Genomic DNA, 18244 nt, shown 5'->3' with positions numbered 1-18244 from the left:
CACATGACCATGAACCTCGACAAGCAGGGCTTCGACGGGCCGGTGGCGTGGGACACACCGGGCACCCGACGTGCGCTCCATCGCCGGACGGCGTGGAACCTGGCCAGGGCGCTCGGTTGGGTGACGGTGTGGGTGGGGGCGCTGTACGTCACCCTCCTGTTGCCCGTGGCGGCCGTGCTTCCGATGGTGCTGGTCCTGCTGGTGATCGGAAGACAGGTGATCCTGGGTCTCGGCCGACTCGCCAAGGCCGTGCGGATGCGGCGCATCCTCGCCGTCTATCCCTGGCGTCAGCAGCCGGGTGCCGTGCGGATCAACAAGGGCAGAGCGGTCTTCGTACTGCCCGACCCCGACAAGCCCGAGAAGACGGTGTCGCTGAAGCTCGCCGCCGGGCTGTTCAGGTCCTGGACCCACAAGGCACTGAAGGGCTACGACGAGGAACTCTGGTACGCGGGCGACCCGCGCTTCGCCTGCGTGGTGGCCAAGCCCGGCCTGCGCGGACTGGACTGCCTCACCCAGCCCACCGCCTACGACTCACGCACCGACCCCCGCCGCAAGGGCCTCAGCCCCGAAGCCCGCCGCCGCGCCCGGGCGATCGGAGCGCGCGTCGCCGACTGACGCGTACGCCTACGGCTTCCACGGCTGCTATGGCAACTACGGTTGCTACGGCGGCTACCGCGCCAGGAACTCCGAGCTGGAGAACCGCACCGACGGCTCCGCCGCCACCAGCCCCTTCTTCATCCCCGGATACACGGCCACCGTGTCCTTCGTCTCGCCGACATACGTCCGCACGACCAGGTCCGCCCGCCCGTCCCCGTCGAAGTCGCCGACCGTCACGACGCGTGTGCTGCCCCGTGCGGGTGGCCGCACGGTCACCATGCCCGCCGTCGCGAGTCCTGCCGTACGGCCGTGGAAGATGCGCAACCGCGAGCCGCTGGAGAGGAGTTCGCTCAGACCGTCGCCGTCGAAGTCGGCGGCGTCGAGCGTGGAGCCGGGCGAGTCGAGGGTCGCGCGCACGGCGGCGGTCGGGAGGTCGTAGCGCAGGGACGTTCCGCCCATGGTGCCGATCGCCGCGTCGAGGGCCGCCTTGCCCTTGCCGAAGGTGCCGAGGGCCACGTCGATGCCGGCGGGGAGGGTGGCCCCCGTGCGGGTGGGGCCGGTCGGCCCGCCGAGGACCAGCGCCGACCTGCCGCTGCCTGCCGCCGTACGGATCACCAGGTCGTCGTATCCGTCGCCGTCGACGTCGGCCGCGGGGCCCGTGGGGACGTTGCCGGGTGCCTGGACGGGGGCGCCTGCCGCGCGAGGGCTGCCCTTGCGGCTGAACGGGCCCCGCAGGAAGCTCAGTCGGCCTCCCGACGCGTGGACGACCAGGTCCCGCGCCTCGTCGCCGTCGAAGTCGCCGCACACCGGCATGTCGGGCCAGTCGTTGCCGACGCGCGCGCGGTCCGGGATCGCCAGCTTGACCGCCTTGCCGGCCAGGCCCTTCGGCGAACCGAAGAGGATCTGCAACGGCACCGGCGGCTGCCCCTGGCCGTCGTAGGGCGGGTCGGTGGAGACGACGAGGTCCGTGAAGCCGTCGCCGTCGAGGTCGCAGGTCTCCTCCGCGTCGAAGACGGCCGGGAGCTGGCCCTTGGTCGGGGCCGCCTGCCGCTCGGGGCTGAGCAACTGCCGTGCGCCCGGGGCGAGTCCGCGCTCACCGCCGTAGACGATGCCGATGCCCGCGTCGTCCGCGTGGGCCTGGGCCTTCACCAGGTCGTTGAGGACGAGGTCGCGGTGGCCGTCGCCGTTGAAGTCGTCGGGGGTCTTGCTGCCCTTGCCCTGGGGGATGGGCAGTTGGGCGGGCGCGTCGGCCACGTGGAACGGGGTCCGGCCGGCCGGCTCCGCGTCGTCGTGCCGGGTGGGGCCGCAGGCGGCGACCGCGAGGGCGAGGACCGAGAGGGTGCCGGTCATGACCGCCGTACACTTCCCGCTTCTTCGCGCGCGCACCGCTCACCTCGTCAACATCTGGGACAACAACTGGGTAATCATGCACGCGTTCGAGATGGGGGGACAGTCCTGTGCGGCGCTCTGTCTGTCACCCCGCTGGGGTGAACCGCGGCGCCCCCACCCGCTAGGCCGACCGGCTCGCCGGATGAATTCCTGACGACATCCGCCCGTCGGACAGGTGCCACCCTCCCCGTCGACGGGTCGATCATCGCTGGTCGGCGGCGTTCGCGCGCCCGCCGCCTGGACGGTGCCGGACTGCCGTCGTACGAACCCGTGCACAACCCCTCACCTCGGCCGGGAGTCACGTGGTCGTCGAACCACACGCTCCCCACGGAGGTTGTGCAATGCCCTCTCGCCCCATCGGCCGCACGGCGTTAACCGCTGCGTCGGTCCTCACCCTCACCCTCACCCTCGGCGCGGCGCTGACCGCGTCGATCGCCCTGCCCGCGGTGGCCGGTGCCGCCGCGCAGCCGGCCACCGCGACGGCCGGTGCCCAGGGCTCGGCGGTCGGCTACCGGGCGGCGTCCGGCCAGACCAACGAGGTGACCGTCACCGCGACGTCCGCCGAAGGCCTGGCGCGCATCACGTACGTCATCGACGACGTGGTCCCGATCACCGCGGGACGGGGCTGCGCCCATCCCGACGGCGCCGACCGCACCAAGGTCTCCTGCACGGTCGAGACCCAGGAGAGCCAGGACCCCTACATCACCCTGGATGTGCGACTCGGTGACGGCGACGACGACTTCACCTACCGCAACTCCACCGACCAGGCCTACTACACGGCCTGGGTCGACCTGGGCGCCGGAAAGGACAGGTCGAACCACGCCGGCAGGGTCGACGGCAGCCAGATCATGGGCGGACCGGGCGACGACTCCATCGCGCTGGGCACCGCCGCTGCGGCCTTCGCCGGCGACGGCGACGACACGATCCGCGCCGCCGAATCGACCATCTCGCTGGGCCAGAACGGCGCCGACCGGATCTATGCCTACGGCGACGAGAGCGACGCGGACGGCGGCGCGGGCAACGACGTCGTCCTCGGCGGCGCGGACCGGCAGCGCCTGTACGGCGGCGACGGCAACGACACCGTGAAGGCCGGCACCGGAGACGACTTCCTGTACGGCGGCCCCGGCGCCGACGTCATGCACGGCAACGGCGGAAACGACACCATCCACGGCAACAGCGGCAACGACAAGCTGTACGGCGGCCCCGGCAGGGACACCCTCTCGGGCGGACCCGGCACGGACGTCGTCCGCCAGGACTGACCCCCCTCCCGCAGCCCTGGCAACCGTCCACGGGTCCCGTCCGGATGTAACAGCTGCTACATTCCGAAGTGTGACTGAGATGCGGAGCGGCGAGGGCGACGGCGCGCATGACGAGACGCGCTGGATCGTCCTCGTCGTCAGGGTCCCGGCCGGACCCTCCCGGCACCGTGTCGCCGTCTGGCGCGAACTGCGGAAGATCGGTGCGCTCTCCCTCGGGCAGGGCGTGTGGGCCGTACCGGACGTACCGGTGTTCGCCGACGGGGTCGGCCGGGCGCTTGAGCTGACCGAGCGGGCCGGTGGCGAGGCGGTGTCGCTCGCGGCGACCGGGCGCGGCCACCAGGACGGGCGGCGGCTGCGGGCCATGTTCACGGCCGCGCGCTCCGCCGACTGGTCCGAGTTCCTCGCCGACTGCGGCAAGTTCGAGACGGAACTGGCCAAGGAGATCCGCATCGCCAAGTTCACCCTCGCCGAGCTGGAGGAGGAGGAACAGTCGCTGGAGCGGCTGCGCCGCTGGCACCGGGATCTGACGGCGAGGGACGTGTTCGGCGCCCCCGAGGCCGCGGCGGCCGGCGAGCGCCTGAAGGTCTGCGTGGCCGCCTGCGAGGACTACGCCGAGCGTGTCTTCGCCGCACTGCACCAGGTGCCGGAGCAGCGGGCCTCCGAGGAGGGGAACGGCCGATGACCGCGACAGCGCCCCGGATGTGGCCCCTGTACGCCGCCGGTTTCACCACCGCCTTCGGCGCGCACGGCATCGCCGCCAACCTCGGCGCCCACTCCGGCGACGCCGTGACCTCCCTGCTCGTGCTCGGCGGCCTGCTCGCCCTGTACGACGGCGCCGAGGTGCTGCTCAAGCCGATCTTCGGCACCCTCGCCGACCGGATCGGCGCCCGCCCGGTGCTGCTCGGCGGGCTGGTGGCGTTCGCGGCCGCCTCCGCCGCCTACGCCGTCGCCGACAGCCCCGGCTGGCTCTGGGCCGCACGGCTCGGGCAGGGCGCCGCGGCCTCCGCGTTCTCGCCGTCCGCCGCCGCGCTGGTGGCCCGGCTGAACCCGGCGGCGAAGCACGGCCGGGCGTTCGGCCGCTACGGCTTCCACAAGTCCATCGGCTACACCCTCGGCCCGCTGCTCGGCGGCGTCCTGGTGTGGGCCGGCGGTCTGCGGCTGCTGTTCGTCGTCCTGGCGGCGCTCGGCGTGGCGGTCGCGCTCTGGGCCGCCCTCGCCGTCCCGCACGTGCCGCCGCTTCCCAGGCAGCGGCAGACGGTGCTGGACCTGGCCCGCCGCCTGGCCGACCCGGCGTTCCTGCGCCCCACGGCCGCCCTGGCCGCCGCGACCGCCGCCCTCTCCGTCGGCGTCGGCTTCCTGCCGGTCTCCGGCGCCGCCGCCGGGCTCGGCACGGTCGCGACCGGCGCGGCGGTCTCGGTGCTCGCGGCCTGCGCGGCCGTCGTACAGCCGAAGGCAGGGCGGGCCCTGGACGACGGTCGGCTCACCGTCCGCACCGGACTCACCGCCGGCCTGCTGGCCACCGCGGCCGGGCTGGCCTGCGCCATGCTGCCCGGCCTGCCCGGCCTCCTCACCGCCGCCGCCCTGATCGGCATCGGCACCGGCCTGATCACCCCGCTCGGCTTCGCCGCCCTGGCTGCCGCCACCCCGGCCGAACGGCTCGGCCAGACCATGGGCTCCGCCGAGCTCGGTCGCGAACTCGGCGACGCGGGCGGACCCCTGCTGGTCGCCGCCGTCGCCTCGGTGGCCACCCTGACCTACGGTTACGCGGCTCTGGCCCTGCTCATCGCCATCGGCCCCGTCCTCGCCCTCGCCCTCGCCGCCCGGCGAGGTCCCGCACCCGCCTCCGGTGTTTCATAGATATTCTAGATATTCTGAATTTCAGCGTCCGGTCCCCGTTGTTGGATATTCATTGGATATTCCAGATAATCACCGTTGACGCATATTCCCCCGAATGCCAGATGTCCTGCCCCGCGTGGCACTCGTTATGTGGGAGTGACTTGGCAGGAAAAACACTCAGCCGACGCTCTTGCGCTCCGGTCGCTTCAAGTATCTGATCTGACCGCTGCGGAAAGCATCACGCACTGCTCTGATCTGCTTGAGGATTTCCTGAGGACCATCAGCCGGATGGAGCGTGAATACGTCCGGGCAGCGATGGAAGGGGAAAGGTTCTAGAAATGAGGACCGACTATGACGCGGTAGGCGACCAGTCTCATTACACCCAGCAGCTCGACATGCAGAACCTCTGGCAGGCGCCGGATCAGGTGATCTCGCCGGAGGGATGGGACCTGGACCAGGAGCTGGCACAGATGCTGGGTGCCACACACATCGCGGAGCCCGTTCCGCCCCGGCAGGACAAGGACCGGCCGCCCCCGTCCCAGCCACGCCCGGTCCATCGCAAGCGCCCGCAGCCGGGCGCGCACAGTCTCACCCGAAACCCGAGGTTTCTCACCGTCTCGATCCTGGTCACACTCATCACCCTGTGTGCAGTGACGATGCTCACCTGGTCCATTTCGTATTCATACGATCAGCTGCGCTCGATCGCGCTGCTCGTGGTCTCGCCGAAGCTGGCCCATTGGTGGCCGCTGACGGTGTACGGGCCGTGGCTGCTGGCGGGACTGTCCATCCTGCGGGCGTCCGTTCAGCGCCGGACCGCCCGGCGGTCCTGGGCGGTCATGTTCATCTCCTCCGGCGTCGCGGTCGCGCTGTGCATCGGCCAGTCCGCGGATTCCATGCTGGCGATGGTGGTCGTCGGAATTCCGCCGATCACGGCCCTGGTCTGCTTTCGCGAGCTTGTCGGCCAGTTCTCGGCGCGCCCCGGCCCGAAGCACGCCGCCGACACGATGAACAGCTCCAAGCAGCCGAAGTCGTAGGCCGCCGCCGGGGGTTCCGGAACTCCCGGCCCCTCGGGCCGGGACCGGGTCAGGAGCGGTACGGCTGCTGAGGCTGTCCGTACGGCTGCTGACCGCCGGGGCCCCCGGCGGTGGCCTGCGCCTGGAGCTGCTCGGCCTGCTCCTGGCCCACCTTCTGTTCCGCGCCGCAGAAAGTGCACTGTGTCGCGTACTTGGTCGAGATCGGAAACAGCGGCACGAAGAACAGGGTGAACTTCGTGACGCGCTTCCTCAGCGTGTGTGCCGAGGGGTTGCCGCACTGGCCGCACACCAGCGTGAGTATCGCGAGCTGGTACAGGTAGCCCTTGGTGCCGAAAATGATCACGCTTCGGTCCTTTCCGATCAGTTTCTGCCTACAGCCTGCCGCACCACGACGCCCCCTGTCCCGTGGCGGGAGCAGGGGGCGTCGGAAGGCAGGTGCCGTCGCGGCCGGTCACTTCACCGGGGCAGGCTCCGGCGCGTTCTCCGCCTCGGCCTCGCCGGCCGGGGGCTCGTCGTCCGCGACCGGGGTCTTGACGGAGTCCAGCAGCAGCTGGGCGACGTCGACGACCTGGATCGACTCCTTGGCCTTGCCATCGTTCTTCTTGCCGTTCACGGAGTCCGTGAGCATGACGAGGCAGAACGGACAGGCCGTGGACACGATGTCCGGGTTGACGGAGAGGGCCTCGTCGACGCGCTCGTTGTTGATGCGCTTGCCGATCCGCTCCTCCATCCACATCCGCGCGCCACCGGCGCCACAGCAGAAGCCGCGCTCCTTGTGGCGGTGCATCTCCTCGTTGCGGATGCCCGGCACGCTGGCGATGATCTCGCGCGGGGGCGTGTAGATCTTGTTGTGGCGGCCCAGGTAGCAGGGGTCGTGGTAGGTGATGATGCCCTCGACCGGGGTCACCGGGACCAGCTTGCCCTCGTCGACGAGGTGCTGGAGCAGCTGGGTGTGGTGGATGACCTCGTAGTCGCCGCCGATCTGCGGGTACTCGTTGCCGATCGTGTTGAGGCAGTGCGGGCAGGTGGCGACGATCTTCTTGGCCGACCTGGGCTTGCGCGACTCCTCGGTCACCTTGCCGTCGTCGTCCATCTCCTCGCCGAACGCCATGTTCAGTGCCATGACGTTCTCCATGCCGAGCTCCTGGAACAGGGGCTCGTTGCCCAGGCGGCGCGCGGAGTCCCCGGTGCACTTCTCGTCGCCGCCCATGATCGCGAACTTGACGCCCGCGATGTGCAGCAGCTCGGCGAAGGCCTTGGTGGTCTTCTTGGCGCGGTCCTCCAGGGCGCCGGCGCAGCCGACCCAGTACAGGTACTCGACCTCGGTGAGGTCCTCGATGTCCTGGCCGACGACCGGGACCTCGAACTCGACCTCCTTGAGCCACTCCAGGCGCTGCTTCTTCGCCAGGCCCCAGGGGTTGCCCTTCTTCTCCAGGTTCTTGAGCATCGTGCCCGCCTCGGACGGGAACGCGGACTCGATCATCACCTGGTAGCGGCGCATGTCGACGATGTGGTCGACGTGCTCGATGTCCACCGGGCACTGCTCGACACAGGCGCCGCAGGTGGTGCAGGACCACAGCACGTCCGGGTCGATGACGCCGTTCTCCTCGGCGGTGCCGATGAGCGGGCGCTCGGCCTCGGCCAGCGCTTCCGCCGGCACCGAGGCGAGCTGCTCCTCGGACGCCTTCTCCTCGCCCTCCATCGTCTTGCCGCCGCCGGCCAGCAGATACGGCGCCTTGGCGTGCGCGTGGTCGCGCAGCGACATGATCAGCAGCTTGGGGGAGAGCGGCTTGCCCGTGTTCCAGGCCGGGCACTGCGACTGGCAGCGGCCGCACTCGGTGCAGGTGGAGAAGTCCAGCAAGCCCTTCCAGGAGAACTGCTCGACCTGGGAGACACCGAAGACGTCGTCGTCACCGGGGTCGGTGAAGTCGATCGGCTTGCCGGCGGAGGTCATCGGCTGGAGGGCGCCGAGGGCCGTCCCGCCCGTCGCGTCGCGCTTGAACCAGATGTTCGGGAAGGCCAGGAAGCGGTGCCAGGCCACACCCATGTTGGTGTTCAGCGAGACCACGATCATCCAGATGAACGAGGTGCCGATCTTCACCATCGCGGTGAGGTAGACCAGGTTCTGCAGCGCGGTCAGGCTCAGGCCCTTGAAGGCCAGTACCAGCGGGTACGAGGCGAAGTAGGCCGCCTCGTAGTGCTCCACGTGGTGGATCGCGCCCTCCAGGCCGCGCAGCACGTAGATCGCGAGGCCGATGGTGAGGATGACGTACTCGACGAAGTACGCCTGACCCGACTTCGAGCCCGCGAAGCGGGACTTGCGGCCCGCGCGGGAGGGCAGGCTGAGCAGACGGATCACGATCAGCACCGCGATGCCCAGGATCGTCATCACGCCGATGAACTCGATGTACAGCTCGAACGGCAGGAACCCGCCGATGACCGGCAGCGTCCAGTCGGCCTCGAAGAGCTGGCCGAACGCCTGGGCCAGGGTCGGCGGCAGCGTCAGGAAGCCGACCGCCACGAACCAGTGGGCGATGCCGACGATGCCCCACCGGTTCATCCGGGTGTGACCGAGGAACTCCCGCACCAGCGTCACGCTGCGCGCGTAGGGGTTGTCGGTCCGGCTGCCGGCCGGTACCGGCTGGCCGAGTTTGAAGTACCGGACGAACTGGCCGATGGCGCGTGCGAGCAGCGCAACGCCGACCACGGTCAGCACCAGCGACACGATGATCGCGGCGAGTTGCATTTCGGGGCTCCTCGGGCCTGCGAGGGGTGGTCGAGGGAGGTCCTCGACATTACTAAGCGGTAACTTATGCAGTCCTCTGAGACTACCCGCATCCTCTGTCGCACTGTAGCCAGGCGCGAGGTGATCTGAGTCGCTGAGGCTTGCCTTAAGAACAGATCGTGTTATTCATCCCGAAATGGTATATACGCCACTAACCTAGGCCCGTGCTTTACGGGATCGCCGCCGCCACCGCCGCCCTCCTCCTCGCCGCCCTCTTCGCGGCGCTGCTTCGCCTGCCCGCTCTGCGCTTCGGCATCGTGGACCGTCGGCGACAGCGGCCGCTGCCCCTGCTCGGCGGGGTGGCCGTCGCGCTCGTGACCTGCCTGGTGGCCGGTGCGGGTGAGTGGACGGGAGTCGCCCGACTGGGCTCGGAGATCATGCGGCTGCTGATCGCCGCGGGCGCCGTCGCCGTGCTCGGGCTGGTCGCCGACGTACGGCGGGTGAAGGCGCGGTTCCTGGTCGGCGGTACGGCCGTGGCGGCGGCCTGTGTGGTGCCGTACGGCGACACGGGGATCCTGCTGGGGCTGGTGGCCGTCGGCTGGATCGTGCTCGTCGCCGTCGGCTTCAAGGCGCTCGACCACGCGGACGCGCTGGTCGGCACGGTCGGGGTGCTCACCGCCTTCGGTGTCGGCGTCTGCGCGGCGGCCGAGGTGATGGACGAACTCGCCGTACTGCTCAGTGTGCTGGCCGCCGCCCTGACCGGGTTCCTCATGCACAACTGGCATCCCGCGAAGATCGGGCTCGGGGCGTCCGGGTCCCTGTTCGTCGGGTTCGTGCTCGCGTCCTCGGCCGTGATGACCCGTGCCGGGCACGACCCCGTGTCGAGCGCGGGCGTGCTCTACGCGCTCACCGCCCTCGCCACCGCCGACGTCCTCCTCGTGACGCTGTCCCGCCGACTGGCCGGGCGGCCGCTGCTGCGGGGAGGCCCCGACCATCTCGCCCACCGGCTGCGCCGCGTCGGCCTCACTCCGCAGGGCGTGACCATCCTGCTGGGTGCCGGGGCCTTCTCCGGGGTGCTCGTCGGCGTCCTCGTGCACCTGGGATGGATGGCGCGGTCCGGGGCGTTGTGGGTGGGGGTGGGTGCCCTGATCGCCGTACTCGCGCTGCTGCACATCAAGACCTACGGGCCTCGGCGTCAACCCAGTTTTCCCGTGCAGGACTCCGTTCGAGCCTCCGCGCGGGTTGCATCCTCGCAGGTGGGAGCCCAGTTGCGTGTAAGGAACGGATAAGAGTTGAGTGAGGTCGACTCAGCTCTGTTGACCCATCGGGAGCCGTCGTGCACACTTGAGTCCGTTCCACTCAAGTCAGCTGGAGGAATCAACCATGGCACGTGCGGTCGGCATCGACCTGGGCACGACTAACTCCGTCGTCAGCGTTCTCGAAGGCGGCGAGCCCACCGTCATCACCAACGCCGAGGGTGCCAGGACCACGCCGTCCGTCGTCGCCTTCGCCAAGAACGGCGAGGTGCTCGTCGGCGAGGTCGCCAAGCGCCAGGCGGTCACCAACGTGGACCGGACCATTCGGTCCGTGAAGCGTCACATGGGCACCGACTGGAAGATGGAGCTGGACGGGAAGCCCTTCAACCCGCAGCAGATCTCCGCGTTCATCCTCCAGAAGCTGAAGCGGGACGCCGAGTCGTACCTCGGCGAGAAGGTGACCGACGCGGTCATCACCGTCCCGGCGTACTTCAACGACTCCGAGCGCCAGGCGACGAAGGAGGCCGGCGAGATCGCCGGTCTGAACGTCCTGCGCATCGTCAACGAGCCCACCGCGGCCGCGCTCGCGTACGGCCTCGACAAGGACGACCAGACGATCCTCGTCTTCGACCTCGGTGGCGGCACCTTCGACGTGTCCCTGCTGGAGATCGGCGACGGCGTCGTCGAGGTGAAGGCCACCAACGGTGACAACCACCTCGGTGGTGACGACTGGGACCAGCGCGTCGTCGACTACCTGGTGCAGCAGTTCAAGTCGGGCCACGGCGTGGACCTCGCCAAGGACAAGATGGCCCTGCAGCGCCTCCGTGAGGCCGCCGAGAAGGCCAAGATCGAGCTGTCCTCGTCCACCGAGACCTCGATCAACCTGCCCTACATCACCGCCTCCGCCGAGGGCCCCCTGCACCTCGACGAGAAGCTCACCCGCGCGCAGTTCCAGCAGCTGACCGCGGACCTCCTGGAGCGCTGCAAGACCCCGTTCTTCAACGTCATGAAGGACGCCGGCGTCTCCATCAACGAGATCGACCACGTCGTCCTCGTCGGTGGCTCCACCCGTATGCCCGCCGTCGCCGAGCTCGTCCGCGAGCTGACCGGCGGCAAGGACGCCAACAAGGGCGTCAACCCGGACGAGGTCGTCGCCATCGGCGCCGCCCTGCAGGCCGGTGTGCTCAAGGGTGAGGTCAAGGACGTCCTGCTCCTCGACGTGACCCCGCTGTCCCTCGGTATCGAGACCAAGGGCGGCATCATGACCAAGCTCATCGAGCGGAACACGACGATCCCGACCAAGCGGTCCGAGATCTTCACCACCGCCGAGGACAACCAGCCCTCCGTGCAGATCCAGGTCTACCAGGGCGAGCGCGAGATCGCGGCGTACAACAAGAAGCTCGGGATGTTCGAGCTGACCGGTCTGCCGCCGGCCCCGCGCGGTGTCCCGCAGATCGAGGTCGCCTTCGACATCGACGCCAACGGCATCATGCACGTGACCGCGAAGGACCTCGGCACGGGCAAGGAGCAGAAGATGACCGTCACCGGTGGCTCCTCGCTGCCGAAGGACGAGGTCAACCGGATGCGCGAAGAGGCCGAGAAGTACGCGGAGGAGGACCACGCTCGCCGCGAGGCCGCCGAGTCCCGCAACCAGGGCGAGCAGCTCGTCTACCAGACGGAGAAGTTCCTCAAGGACAACGAGGACAAGGTCCCCGGCGAGGTCAAGACCGAGGTCGAGGCCGCCGTCGAGGAGCTGAAGACCGCGCTCAAGGGCGAGGACACCGCCGAGATCCGCACCGCCACCGAGAAGGTCGCCGCGGTCTCCCAGAAGGTCGGCCAGGCCATGTACGCCGACGCCCAGTCCGCGCAGGCCGCGGGCGGCCCCGAGGGCGCCACCGCGGGCGGCAAGGCCGCGGACGACGACGTCGTGGACGCCGAGATCGTGGACGACGAGCGCAAGGACGGTGTCGCGTAATGACGGAGGAGACCCCGGGCTTCGAGGAGAAGCCCGACGTCCCCTCCGGCGCGACCCCTGACGACGCCGAGTCGAAGGCCGCTCCTCAGGAGGGGGCGGCCCCGGCCGGGGACGGAGCAGCAGACGCGGGTCTGGTGGCCCAGCTGGACCAGGTGCGTACGGCGCTCAGCGAGCGCACGATGGACCTCCAGCGGCTCCAGGCCGAGTACCAGAACTACCGCCGCCGCGTGGAGCGCGACCGGATCACGGTCAAGGAGATCGCCATCGCGAACCTCCTGACCGAGCTCCTGCCCGTGCTCGACGACATCGGCCGCGCGCGGGAACACGGCGAACTCGTCGGCGGATTCAAGTCCGTCGCGGAGTCGCTGGAGACCGTCGCGGCGAAGATGGGTCTGCAGCAGTTCGGCAAGGAGGGCGAGCCCTTCGACCCGACGATCCACGAGGCGCTGATGCACTCCTACGCGCCGGACGTCACCGAGACGACCTGCGTCGCGATCCTCCAGCCGGGGTATCGCATCGGCGAGCGCACCATCCGCCCCGCGCGGGTGGCCGTGGCCGAGCCCCAGCCGGGCGCGCAGACGGTCAAGGCCGATGAGGCGACCGAGGCGGCCGACGACAAGGAGAGCGGTGGCCCGGACGAGGGCTGACGTTGAACTGACGAGGAGAGAGGAGGGGCGTCGAGGATGAGCACCAAGGACTTCATCGAGAAGGACTACTACAAGGTCCTCGGCGTCCCCAAGGACGCCACCGAGGCCGAGATCAAGAAGGCGTACCGGAAGCTCGCCCGCGAGAACCACCCGGACGCCAACAAGGGCAACGCCAAGGCGGAAGAGCGCTTCAAGGAGATCTCCGAGGCGAACGACGTCCTCGGCGACCCCAAGAAGCGCAAGGAGTACGACGAGGCGCGCGCCCTCTTCGGCAACGGCGGCTTCCGCCCGGGGCCGGGCGGCGCGGGCGGCTCCTTCAACTTCGACCTGGGCGACCTCTTCGGAGGCGGCGCCCAGGGCGGACAGGGAGGAGCCGGCGGCTTCGGCGGCGGACTCGGTGACGTCTTCGGGGGCCTGTTCAACCGCGGTGGCACGGGTACGACCCGTACCCAGCCCAGGCGCGGCCAGGACATCGACACCGAGGTCAACCTCAGTTTCACCGAGGCGATCGAGGGTGCGACGGTCCCGCTGCGGATGTCCTCGCAGTCGCCGTGCAAGGCGTGTGCGGGCACCGGCGACAAGAACGGCACGCCGAGGGTGTGCCCGACCTGCGTAGGCACCGGCCAGGTGGCCCGGGGCTCGGGCGGCGGCTTCTCGCTCACCGACCCCTGCCCGGACTGCAAGGGGCGCGGCCTGATCGCCGAGCACCCGTGCCTGGAGTGCAAGGGCAGCGGCCGGGCGAAGTCGTCCAGGACCATGCAGGTCCGCATCCCGGCCGGGGTGTCGGACGGCCAGCGCATCCGGCTGCGCGGCAAGGGAGCGCCCGGCGAGCGCGGCGGCCCGGCGGGCGACCTGTACGTCACCGTGCACGTCGACGCCCACCCGGTGTTCGGCCGCAAGGGCGACAACCTCACGGTGAGCGTCCCCGTGACCTTCACGGAGGCGGCCCTCGGCGGCGAGGTCAGGGTCCCCACCCTGGGCGGACCACCGGTCACCCTGAAGCTGCCGCCCGGCACGCCCAACGGGCGCACCATGCGGGCGCGGGGCAAGGGCGCGGTCCGCAAGGACGGCACCCGCGGGGACCTGCTGGTCACCGTCGAGGTGAGTGTCCCGAAGGACCTTTCGGGGAAGGCTCGTGACGCGCTCGAGGCGTATCGCGAGGCGACCGCGGGCGAGGACCCGCGGGCGGAGCTGTTCCAGGCCGCGAAGGGAGCTTGATGGAGATGGACGGTCGTCGACGCAACCCGTATGAACTGACCGAGGAAACCCCGGTCTACGTCATCTCGGTGGCGGCCCAGCTCTCCGGCCTGCACCCGCAGACCCTTCGCCAGTACGACCGTCTGGGCCTGGTCTCCCCCGACCGCACGGCCGGCCGCGGCCGCCGCTACTCGGCCCGCGACATCGAACTGCTCCGCCAGGTGCAGCAGTTGTCGCAGGACGAGGGCATCAACCTGGCCGGCATCAAGCGCATCATCGAACTGGAGAACCAGGTCGCCGCGCTGCAGTCCCGCCTGGCGGAGATGCAGGCGGCCCTCGACGGGGCAGCGGCGGCGATGCAGCAACGCGAGGCCGCGGTACACGCGTCGTACCGGCGCGACCTGGTGCCGTACCAGGAGGTGCAGCAGACCAGCGCGTTGGTGGTGTGGCGGCCGAAGAAGGCGAAGGACTGACACCGGTCAGGCACGCTCACGAAGGGGCCCGGAGGTTCACACCTCCGGGCCCCTCGTGCTTGACGGGCGGTCGGTGCCGGGTCACCCGACCTTGAAGCCGACGCTCGTGAACGGGCCTCCGCGCCCGTAGTAGTCCACTGCCCGCACCTCGAACGTGTAGAAGCCCGGCGCCGGGGGCCTCCAGGTGATCGTCGACCCGTCGGTGCTGAGGTATCCGGAACCGGCGGCGCCCGTGAAGCGGTAGGTGTAGCCGGAGAGCAGCCGGTCGTGTTTCAGCGTCACCGTGAGCGGGACCGAGGTGCCGCCATGGGGGGCGCAGTCGTTGGCCGTGCACTCCTTGTACGGAGCCGACAGTTCGATCGTCGGCGGCGCCGGACCGGTTGGCGTGGCCGGGGTCTCCCTGTGCACCTTGACGACCTCGGAGGGCGCCGACTCCCGGCCCTGGGTGTCCAGGCCGACGACGTAGTAGTCGGCGTTTCCGTCCGGGGCCTCGATGTCGTCGTAGCGGAGCGCGGTGGTCGGCCGGTCGCCGAGGCGGGTCCAGGCGGCGGACGCGGTGGTGCGGCGGTAGACGCGGTAGCCGTGCTGAGCGGCGTCGGACGCGAAGTCCCAGGTGAGCTCCGTCGATCCGTCGCGCGGGGTGCCGACGACGCCCGTGGGCGCCGCCGAGTCGCCGGGCGCCGGGCGGGTCGCGGTGACGGAGTCGGAGACGGGAGAGAGGTTGCCGTATGTGGCGACCGCCTGGACGCGATAGGTGACCGCGACTGCGGCCTCCGCCCGAAGATCGTTGAAGGACAGGCCGAACACGGTCTCCGGCCCGTCGGAGTCCGTCCCGCCCTCCGGCGCCGCCCACACCTGGTAGGAGAAGACGTCCTCGGACGAGGCCTCCCACCGCACCGCGTTGCCCGCCGTGGTGCCCTCCACCGTCACGCCGGTGACCTGGGCGGGCGGGGTGGTGTCCGGTTCGCCGGTGTCCGCGGTGGCCGGAGTGGACTCGTTTCCGGCGGCGTCCACGGCGGTGACGCGGTAGTACAGCCGCTTGGTGTTGTCGGCCGAACGGCCGTTGTACCAGGCGCTGTCGAGGAAATCGGCGATCTTGGTGAAGGGCCCCGCCGCAGCGGTCGCACGGTAGACCCGGTAGCTGTCCGTGGCGTCGCCCGTGTCCCACGTGAGACTCACCGAGCCCGGCGCCACCTTCGCGTAGAGCCCGGTAGGGACGGCGGGGGCGGTGCGGTCGGGGGTGGTGACCAGCTGGTCGGCGGTGCCGGCCGACTCGTTGCCGGCCTTGTCCGCCGCGCGTACCTCGTAGTAATAGCTCTCGCCGGTCGGGGGCGGGGTGTCGGTGTAGGCGGTGGCTGTGGTGGTGGTCAGCTTCTTGTAGGTGCTGGTGCCTTTGAGACGGCGGTAGACCCGGTACCCGGCGAGGTCCATCTCCTTGTTCTTGGCCCAGGTGAGCTTCGCCTTGCCGGTCACCGAGTCGTACGACACCGACGTCCCGGTCGGAACGAGGGGCTTGACCTTGTCGACGGTGGCCGAAGTGCGCGGCGCGTAGCCGAACTTGACGCGGGCGCTGCCGGTCCAGTTGGCGTAGTCGATGCGCAGGGTGTGCTTGCCCGTGGGGACGGTGACGTTGACGGTCTTGGAGACGGTCGTGGAGGTGTTCTTCCACAGGTCGATCTTGCGGACGCCGTCGAGGTAGACCCGGATGCCGTCCAGCCCGGAGGCGGCGAGGGCGAAGGGGCCGCCGGAGCCGAAGTCGCGGGTCAGGGTCCAGCGGACGGCGAAGTTGTCCCTTGGCAGCCCGGTGGCGGGCGCGCCGCTCCAGCTCTGGTCGATCGCGGTGTCGCAGTCGGTCCGCGCGGGGGTGCCGGAGAAGGCGGTGTTCGCGAAGAACTGCCGCTTGAAGACCGGAGAGTTGCAGGTCACGGCGGCGGAGGCGGGCGCTGCGAGGGTTGTGAGCAGGGTGCCCGTGGTGGTGAGCACGAGGGCGGTCGCGGTGGCCGCGGTCGTGCGTCTGGCTGGGTTCATGCGGTCCTTCGGTCCTGTTCGGCGACGGCGGTGATCAACCGTCGCCGAACAGGACCGGCCAGAACGCCTATTGGTTGTACGGCGTCTGTCAGGGGCCGGCGGGGGCGGTGACCGCCCAGTCGCCGCCCGGTGCCGACTCCGTGCCGTCCGCGTAGACGGCGGTCACCCAGTAGTGGCGGGTGGTGCCCGCGCCGGCGCCGGTGTCCACGTAGGAGGTCCCCGTCGTGGCCGCCAGCTTCTCGTACGCCTCGGTGTCACGGTTCCAGCGGTAGACCTGGTAGCCGGTGGCGTCGGCCACGGTGTTCCAGGACAGCACGACGTCGTCGTCGTTGTCTTCGGCCGTCAGACGCACCGGCGAACCCTCGGGCGTGGCCACGCCCGGCGTCATGTCGAGCTCGGTGACCCGCACCGCCTGGGCCGGGTCCTCGCTCCACTTGATGGCGGAGTTGCCCGCGTCGTCCACGGCGTCGACGAAGAAGCAGACCTCGTCGCCGTCGGGGAGCGTGGTGTAGTCGTACGACGTGTCGCCCGGCGCGACGTAGTCCACCAGGCTTCCCCAGCAGACCTGTTCGCCCTCGTCGCCGTAGAGCTCGCCCCAGTGGACGGTGTAGTACTTCAGGTCCGTGGCCGCGCTCTTGTCCCAGACGAGCCGGAAGCCGTACTCGGTCGGGGTGACGTCCAGCCCGGTGACGAGCGCCGGCGGGTCGTTGTCCCAGATCCTGCCGTACTGGGTCGCGGACCGGGCCGACTCGTTGCCCGCCGCGTCGACGGCCGAGACCCGGTAGTAGTACACGACGCTCTTGGCGGCCGAGGTGTCCAGGAAGGACAGCTGGTCCGTGCCGCCGATCTCGGTGTACGTGCCGCTCTCGGTGGCCGCCCGGAAGACGCGGTACTTCACCGCGTCCGCGACGTTGCCCCAGCCGACCTTCAGTCCGCCGGAACCGCCGGTCGGGGTCACCTCACCCGTCGCGGTCGTGATGGTGGGCACGGCGGGGGCGACACGGTCGACGGTGGTGACCATCTGGTCGGTCGTACCGGCCGACTCGTTGCCCGCCTTGTCGTAGGCGCGCACCTCGTAGTAGTACGTCGCTCCGGTCACCGGCAGGGTGCTGTCGGTGTAGGTGGTGGAGGTGGTCGTCGCGAGGGGGCTGCTGCCGTAGGAGGCACCCTTCAGGCGGCGGTAGACGCGGTAGCCCGCGAGGTCCATCTCCTTGTTCCTGGCCCAGGTCAGCTTCGCCTTGCCGGTCGCCGGGTCGTACGAGACCGTGGGCGCGGTCGGCACGAGGGGCTTGACGGTGTCGACGGTGGCCGAAGTCCTCGGCGTGTGGGCGAACTTGACGTTCGCGCTGCCGGTCCAGTTGACGTAGTCGACGCGCAGGGTGTGACTGCCCGCGGGGACGGTGACGTTGGCGGTCCTGGAGACGGTCGTCGAGACGTTCCGCCAGATGTCGATCTTGCGGACGCCGTCGAGGTAGACCCGGATGCCGTCGAGCCCGGAGGCGGAGAGGGCGAAGGGGCCGCCGGAGCCGAAGTCCCGGGTCACGGTCCAGCGGACGGCGAAGTTGTCCCTGGGGAGGCCGGACACGGGGGCGTTCGTGCCCCAGTTCTGGTCGATCGCGGTGTCGCAGTCGGTCCGCGCGGGGGTGCCCGAAAAGGTGGTATTCGCGAAGAACTGCCGCTTGAAGACGGGGGATGTGCACGTCACGGCGGCGGACGCGGAGGGGGTCATCGTGAGCAGAGCGCCCGCGGTGGCGAGCGCGACCGTCGTCGCGGCAGCGGCGGTCGCGCCTCTGGCTGGGTTCATTCGATCCTCTGGTCGAGTGCGGGA

General features: G+C 70.1%; 15 protein-coding genes. 10 read left to right on the top strand and 5 right to left on the bottom strand.

The window, feature by feature from the left end; all coding sequences use genetic code 11:
• Positions 1 to 3 precede the first annotated feature (3 nt).
• Positions 4 to 615, top strand: a complete 612-nt coding sequence (locus ACZ7NC_RS07025) for a hypothetical protein (RefSeq protein ID WP_471485603.1) — start codon at positions 4 to 6, stop codon at positions 613 to 615.
• Positions 616 to 669: 54 nt separating this feature from the next.
• On the opposite strand, the gene ACZ7NC_RS07020 is transcribed toward ACZ7NC_RS07025, so the two are convergent.
• The gene (locus ACZ7NC_RS07020) at positions 670 to 1947 is read right to left on the bottom strand and encodes an FG-GAP repeat domain-containing protein (RefSeq protein WP_471485602.1); all 1278 of its coding nucleotides are present in this window, start codon (positions 1945 to 1947) and stop codon (positions 670 to 672) included.
• Positions 1948 to 2327: 380 nt separating this feature from the next.
• Here ACZ7NC_RS07020 and ACZ7NC_RS07015 point away from each other — a divergent pair, with 380 nt between their 5' ends.
• The 4 genes from ACZ7NC_RS07015 (at position 2328) to ACZ7NC_RS07000 (ending at position 6115) form a co-directional block, all read left to right on the top strand.
• Positions 2328 to 3245, top strand: coding sequence for a calcium-binding protein (locus ACZ7NC_RS07015; RefSeq protein ID WP_471485600.1), 918 nt, complete (start codon positions 2328 to 2330; stop codon positions 3243 to 3245).
• Between the two features lie 79 nt (positions 3246 to 3324).
• Positions 3325 to 3927, top strand: a complete 603-nt coding sequence (locus tag ACZ7NC_RS07010) for a Chromate resistance protein ChrB (RefSeq protein WP_471485833.1) — start codon at positions 3325 to 3327, stop codon at positions 3925 to 3927.
• Between the two features lie 17 nt (positions 3928 to 3944).
• Complete coding sequence (locus ACZ7NC_RS07005) at positions 3945 to 5102, top strand: MFS transporter (protein ID WP_471485831.1); 1158 nt, start codon at positions 3945 to 3947, stop codon at positions 5100 to 5102.
• A 317-nt stretch (positions 5103 to 5419) separates the two neighbouring features.
• Positions 5420 to 6115, top strand: a complete 696-nt coding sequence (locus tag ACZ7NC_RS07000) for a DUF2637 domain-containing protein (protein WP_471485598.1) — start codon at positions 5420 to 5422, stop codon at positions 6113 to 6115.
• Between the two features lie 49 nt (positions 6116 to 6164).
• Here the strand turns inward: ACZ7NC_RS07000 and ACZ7NC_RS06995 are convergent, their stop codons facing one another.
• Both ACZ7NC_RS06995 and ACZ7NC_RS06990 read right to left on the bottom strand, forming a co-directional pair.
• Positions 6165 to 6458: a zinc-ribbon domain-containing protein gene (locus tag ACZ7NC_RS06995; protein WP_471485597.1), complete on the bottom strand. Its 294-nt coding sequence runs from the start codon at positions 6456 to 6458 to the stop codon at positions 6165 to 6167.
• Between the two features lie 108 nt (positions 6459 to 6566).
• A complete protein-coding gene (locus ACZ7NC_RS06990) occupies positions 6567 to 8861 on the bottom strand; it encodes a (Fe-S)-binding protein (protein WP_471485595.1) in 2295 nt (764 codons plus the stop codon).
• 203 nt (positions 8862 to 9064) lie between these two features.
• Between ACZ7NC_RS06990 and ACZ7NC_RS06985 the strand changes: the two genes are divergently transcribed.
• The 5 genes from ACZ7NC_RS06985 to ACZ7NC_RS06965 all read left to right on the top strand — a co-directional run bounded on the left by ACZ7NC_RS06985 (position 9065) and on the right by ACZ7NC_RS06965 (position 14388).
• Entirely contained in the window at positions 9065 to 10129 is a 1065-nt protein-coding gene (locus tag ACZ7NC_RS06985; protein ID WP_471485594.1) for an MraY family glycosyltransferase, read from the top strand.
• 94 nt (positions 10130 to 10223) lie between these two features.
• A complete protein-coding gene (dnaK, locus tag ACZ7NC_RS06980) occupies positions 10224 to 12071 on the top strand; it encodes a molecular chaperone DnaK (protein ID WP_471485593.1) in 1848 nt (615 codons plus the stop codon).
• A complete protein-coding gene (grpE, locus tag ACZ7NC_RS06975; RefSeq protein WP_471485591.1) occupies positions 12071 to 12718 on the top strand; it encodes a nucleotide exchange factor GrpE in 648 nt (215 codons plus the stop codon). Before dnaK ends, grpE begins: the two co-directional genes overlap by 1 nt.
• A gap of 36 nt (positions 12719 to 12754) precedes the next feature.
• Positions 12755 to 13936, top strand: coding sequence for a molecular chaperone DnaJ (gene dnaJ, locus ACZ7NC_RS06970; protein ID WP_471485590.1), 1182 nt, complete (start codon positions 12755 to 12757; stop codon positions 13934 to 13936).
• Between the two features lie 5 nt (positions 13937 to 13941).
• Entirely contained in the window at positions 13942 to 14388 is a 447-nt protein-coding gene (locus ACZ7NC_RS06965) for a heat shock protein transcriptional repressor HspR (RefSeq protein WP_471485588.1), read from the top strand.
• Positions 14389 to 14469: 81 nt separating this feature from the next.
• Here the strand turns inward: ACZ7NC_RS06965 and ACZ7NC_RS06960 are convergent, their stop codons facing one another.
• Both ACZ7NC_RS06960 and ACZ7NC_RS06955 read right to left on the bottom strand, forming a co-directional pair.
• Complete coding sequence (locus tag ACZ7NC_RS06960; RefSeq protein WP_471485587.1) at positions 14470 to 16416, bottom strand: PA14 domain-containing protein; 1947 nt, start codon at positions 16414 to 16416, stop codon at positions 14470 to 14472.
• 88 nt (positions 16417 to 16504) lie between these two features.
• Positions 16505 to 18220 carry a fibronectin type III domain-containing protein gene (locus ACZ7NC_RS06955; RefSeq protein WP_471485585.1) on the bottom strand — a complete coding sequence of 572 codons (1716 nt, stop codon included), beginning with the start codon at positions 18218 to 18220 and terminating at the stop codon, positions 16505 to 16507.
• Positions 18221 to 18244 lie beyond the last annotated feature (24 nt).

The sequence above is a fragment of the Streptomyces sp. NPDC111802 genome, assembly GCF_055634335.1.
This window is presented reverse-complemented; position numbering and strand designations above follow the sequence as displayed.

Excerpts from the sequence above, each read along its gene's own strand:
- dnaK (WP_471485593.1), top strand. The coding sequence starts at position 10,224 with ATGGCACGTGCGGTCGGCATCGACCTGGGCACGACTAACTCCGTCGTC.
- ACZ7NC_RS06955 (WP_471485585.1), bottom strand. The coding sequence starts at position 18,220 with ATGAACCCAGCCAGAGGCGCGACCGCCGCTGCCGCGACGACGGTCGCG.
- ACZ7NC_RS06960 (WP_471485587.1), bottom strand. The coding sequence starts at position 16,416 with ATGAACCCAGCCAGACGCACGACCGCGGCCACCGCGACCGCCCTCGTG.
- grpE (WP_471485591.1), top strand. The coding sequence starts at position 12,071 with ATGACGGAGGAGACCCCGGGCTTCGAGGAGAAGCCCGACGTCCCCTCC.
- dnaJ (WP_471485590.1), top strand. The coding sequence starts at position 12,755 with ATGAGCACCAAGGACTTCATCGAGAAGGACTACTACAAGGTCCTCGGC.
- ACZ7NC_RS07015 (WP_471485600.1), top strand. The coding sequence starts at position 2,328 with ATGCCCTCTCGCCCCATCGGCCGCACGGCGTTAACCGCTGCGTCGGTC.
- ACZ7NC_RS07000 (WP_471485598.1), top strand. The coding sequence starts at position 5,420 with ATGAGGACCGACTATGACGCGGTAGGCGACCAGTCTCATTACACCCAG.
- ACZ7NC_RS07005 (WP_471485831.1), top strand. The coding sequence starts at position 3,945 with ATGTGGCCCCTGTACGCCGCCGGTTTCACCACCGCCTTCGGCGCGCAC.
- ACZ7NC_RS06965 (WP_471485588.1), top strand. The coding sequence starts at position 13,942 with ATGGACGGTCGTCGACGCAACCCGTATGAACTGACCGAGGAAACCCCG.
- ACZ7NC_RS06990 (WP_471485595.1), bottom strand. The coding sequence starts at position 8,861 with ATGCAACTCGCCGCGATCATCGTGTCGCTGGTGCTGACCGTGGTCGGC.
- ACZ7NC_RS07010 (WP_471485833.1), top strand. The coding sequence starts at position 3,325 with ATGCGGAGCGGCGAGGGCGACGGCGCGCATGACGAGACGCGCTGGATC.
- ACZ7NC_RS07025 (WP_471485603.1), top strand. The coding sequence starts at position 4 with ATGACCATGAACCTCGACAAGCAGGGCTTCGACGGGCCGGTGGCGTGG.
- ACZ7NC_RS07020 (WP_471485602.1), bottom strand. The coding sequence starts at position 1,947 with ATGACCGGCACCCTCTCGGTCCTCGCCCTCGCGGTCGCCGCCTGCGGC.